This window comes from Devosia sp., from assembly GCF_034675085.1.
GTDB lineage: Bacteria > Pseudomonadota > Alphaproteobacteria > Rhizobiales > Devosiaceae > Devosia.
The window spans coordinates 1-3,587 of sequence record NZ_JAUCDN010000327.1 but is presented as its reverse complement, the minus strand read 5'-3'; the positions used below and the strand labels follow the sequence as shown (position 1 = coordinate 3,587).

Sequence of the window (3,587 nt, the reverse complement as noted above, 5' to 3'; positions counted from 1 at the left end):
AGGATGCGCTCGGCGGCGCCGTCGAGGTCTTCATACTGGCCGTCGCGCATGGTCCAGAGGAAAACCACGAGGCCGATCAGGCCTAAAACGATAGAGATTGGAATGAGATAGAAGAAATCGCTCATTCGGCCACCTGCTCGATGGGGCGAGGCGCGCGGGGCTCGCCGAAGGGGCGCCAGCCCAGGCGCAACGCATTGAGTACCACCACGACGGAAGAGGCCGACATGGCGATGGCGGCCATGAAGGGATTGACCAGCCCGGCAATGGCGATGGGCAGGGCGATGAGGTTGTAGATCAGCGCCAGGATGAGGTTTTCGCGCACCAGGCCGCGCCCCTCGACCGCCACGGCAATGGCCTGGGGTACGGCACTCAAGTCATTGCGCAGAAAGACGAAATCGGCGGCGTTGCGGCCGATGTCGATGGCGCTGGCCGGGGCCATGGAGACATGGGCGCGGGCCATTGCCGGGGTGTCGTTGAGCCCGTCGCCCACCATCAGCACATGGCGGCCTTCGCCCTGCAACTGCACGATGCGGGCCAGCTTTTCGGCGGGCATGAGGCCGCCTTCCCCGGCAATTCCGAGGCGGTTGGCCAGCGCCGAGACGATGGCCGGCCGGTCGCCGGAAAGCGTTAGCACCTGATGGCCCCGCGCTAACAGACTGTTAACCGCGAGGGTCGCGTTTGGTCGCATCTGATCGTCGAAGGTGAACCCGGCCAGCGCATGGCCGTCGCGGGCGAACAGAGTGCCCGAATCCGGGCCGGCGGTTCCATCCGCCCAATTGGAGCGGCCCAGCCGATAGGCGACGCCATCGAGCCGCGCCTCGATGCCGAAACCGGGGTGCTCGACGATATCCTGCCAGGCGGGACGGCGGGCGCTGGGAAAGGCGCGGGCGATGGCGATGGAATAGGGATGGCTGGAATGGGCGGCCAGGCTGGAGGCCAGCGCGATCTCGTCGGCGTTCCCGAAGCTGGAGCCGGCGGCGGCCAGGCCGGTGGTGAGCGTGCCGGTCTTGTCGAAGACGACGGTATCGACTTCGGCCAGGCGCTCGAGCCCGGAGCCGTCCTTGACCATGATGCCGGCTTCGAACAGACGCCTTGCGGCGACGACCTGCACCATGGGCACGGCGAGGCCCAGGGCACAGGGGCAGGTGATGATGAGCACGGCAATGGCCACGGTGGTGGCATTGTGCAGATCGCCGTTGAACAGCATCCAGCCGGCAAAGGCGAGGATGGCGGCCAGATGCACCACGGGGGAATAGAGGGCGGCGGCACGGTCGGCGATGCGGCGATAGCGGTTGCGGCCGGATTCGGCGTCGTCAAGCAGTTGCACCAGCCGATGCAGGGTGGAGTTCTGCTCGTCGGCGGTCGCGCGGATGGTGAGCGGGCCCGAAAGGTTGAGCGCGCCGGCGGGCACGCTCTGGCCGGGGCCGACCGGATCGGGCCGGCTCTCGCCGGTGAGCAGGCTCCTGTCGAGCGCGCTGTGGCCGGCGGTTACGGTGCCGTCGAGCGGAATACGGTCGCCGATGGCGATGGAAAGGGTCATGCCCGGCTCGATTTCAGCCAGCGGCAGATAGGCCGGGCCGGTTTCGCCATCGAGCACCATGGCCCCGGCAGGGGCGAGACGGGCAAGGCCCTTGACGGCGGTGCGGGCGCGCTCGCGCATGGCCTGGTCGAGCGTGCGCCCGATGAGCAGGAAGAAAAGCAGCGAGGCCACGGCGTCGTAATAGACGCGGTCGCCCGAGACGATGGTGTCGTAAAGGCTGAGCGCGAAGGCCAGCGCCACCCCGATGGTGATCGGCACGTCCATATTGGTGCGGCCGGAGCGGATGGCGTTCCAGGCGGACTGATAGAAGACGCGGCCGGAATAGAGCAGGGCGGGCAGCGTCAGCACGGCGCAGATCCAATGCAGGATATCGCGCGTTGGCCCATCGGCGCCCGACCAGACCGAGCCCGAGAGCATCATGATGTTCATGGAGGAAAAGGCGGCGACGGCCAGCGCCCGCAGCAGGGCGGCGAAATCGCCGCCGCGCCCGGCATCCTCGAGGGTGAAGAGGTTGGGCTCGTAACCCAACTCGACCATGCGGCGCACCATGGGCGGCACGGCGCCGGTATCGCGCCAGCGCACGCGCACGCGCTTGCTGGAAAGATTGACCCGGCTCGATTCAATGCCGGGAATGGCATCGAGCGCGGTTTCGATGGTGCGGATGCAACCGCCGCAATGAATGGCCGGCACGGAAAAATCGGACTGGCGCAGCCCGTCGCCCAGGTCGCGGCTGGCCAGGCGCAGCTCATTGTCGCCGGGGCCGCGATCGGGGCCGCCGGCAAGCGTCTCGGCAAAGGCGGGCGGGGGAACGCAGCAGCTCATGGGGCGCGCTCCGTGCCGGCGTATGCGGTGGGAGGGCCGCAATATCGGGGCTCCCGCACCCCCTCCCAGCCTCCCCCATCAAGGGGGAGGTGCCGCCCGGTGGGTGGGGAGGCAGGATGGGTTGGGCGCGTTGAGCGAGGTTCTTTCGCTCCCCTCCTCTCAGAGGGGAGGGGGGCAATGGGGCGGCTGGCATTGTTGATGCTCCACACATCACCTTCCCCGGGCCCGCTCCAGAAGGAAGCGGGTGTGACGGGCGGCATGTAGGGAGCCAGGACGTGCATTAGCCGACCTTTTCGTCTCCGCGCACGGCGGCATAGGCGTGCCAGGTGGCGTGGCCGAGCAGGGGGAAGATGATGATGAGCCCGACAAGCGCGGTGGCGAGGCTCACCAGCACCAGGCCGACCACGATGGCAGCCCAGAAGATGGCGGCGGGCTTGTTGGCCCAGACCAGCGCCAGCGACAGGCCCATGGCGGTGAAGGCGTCGGTGCCGCGGTCGAGCACCATGGGGATGGAGAAGGCGCCGATGGCGAAGGAGAAGGCGGCGAAGAGCCCGCCCACGGCGGTGCCGACCACCAGCATGCCGATGCCGGGCCCGGTGGTGAACAGCATTTCGGTGACGTGATCGAAGCCGGGGAAGGGCCGCCAGCCGAAGAACAGCGCATAGAGCAGCACCGCAGCGCGCATCCACACCAGCATCAACGTCATCAGGATGGCGCCGACGAAGAACAGATGCTTGGCCCCGCCGCGCCGGGGCAGCAGCATGGCGCCGAGCGAGACTTTTTCGCCATTGGCCAGCCGCCGGCTCTTTTCGTAAAGGCCGGTGGCCAGGAGTGGACCGACCACGAGGAAGCCGGCAAGCGCGGGGAACAGAACCTGCGCCCAGTCGAAGGCGAACATGGCGTAGATGATCGCATAGGAAACGAGCGTGACGCCCAGCCCGTAGGCCAGGCTCGGCCCCGGCCGGGTCCACAGGTCGCGCCAGCCGGCGGCCAGCCAGCCCAGCGGGGCGGTGAGGGGCAGGTTGCGATTGCGGTTGACCTTGCGGGGCAGGGCCGGCTCATAGGGGGGAAGGATATCGACAGATTGGGTCATGGCTCTTCCGGTGTCGGGTCAGCAGCTCGATTTGGCGGCGCGGAAATGCTCGCTGCCATCGGGCGACTTGAGATGGGAAATGCAGTCGGGCTGCGAGGTGAAGGCGACATAGACGAGATGGGCATTGGCCAG

Annotated in this window: 3 protein-coding genes; all 3 read right to left on the bottom strand. The window is 67.8% G+C overall.

The window, feature by feature from the left end; translation table 11 throughout:
• The coding region (ccoS, locus tag VDP82_RS15690) for a cbb3-type cytochrome oxidase assembly protein CcoS (RefSeq protein WP_323015765.1) at positions 1–125 on the bottom strand (125 nt) is incomplete at its 3' end.
• Positions 122–2,362: a heavy metal translocating P-type ATPase gene (locus VDP82_RS15685; protein ID WP_323015764.1), complete on the bottom strand. Its 2,241-nt coding sequence runs from the start codon at positions 2,360–2,362 to the stop codon at positions 122–124. The genes ccoS and VDP82_RS15685, both read right to left, overlap by 4 nt.
• A 280-nt stretch (positions 2,363–2,642) precedes the next feature.
• Positions 2,643–3,455, bottom strand: a complete 813-nt coding sequence (locus VDP82_RS15680; RefSeq protein ID WP_323015763.1) for a DUF2189 domain-containing protein — start codon at positions 3,453–3,455, stop codon at positions 2,643–2,645.
• Between the last annotated feature and the right edge of the window lie 132 nt (positions 3,456–3,587).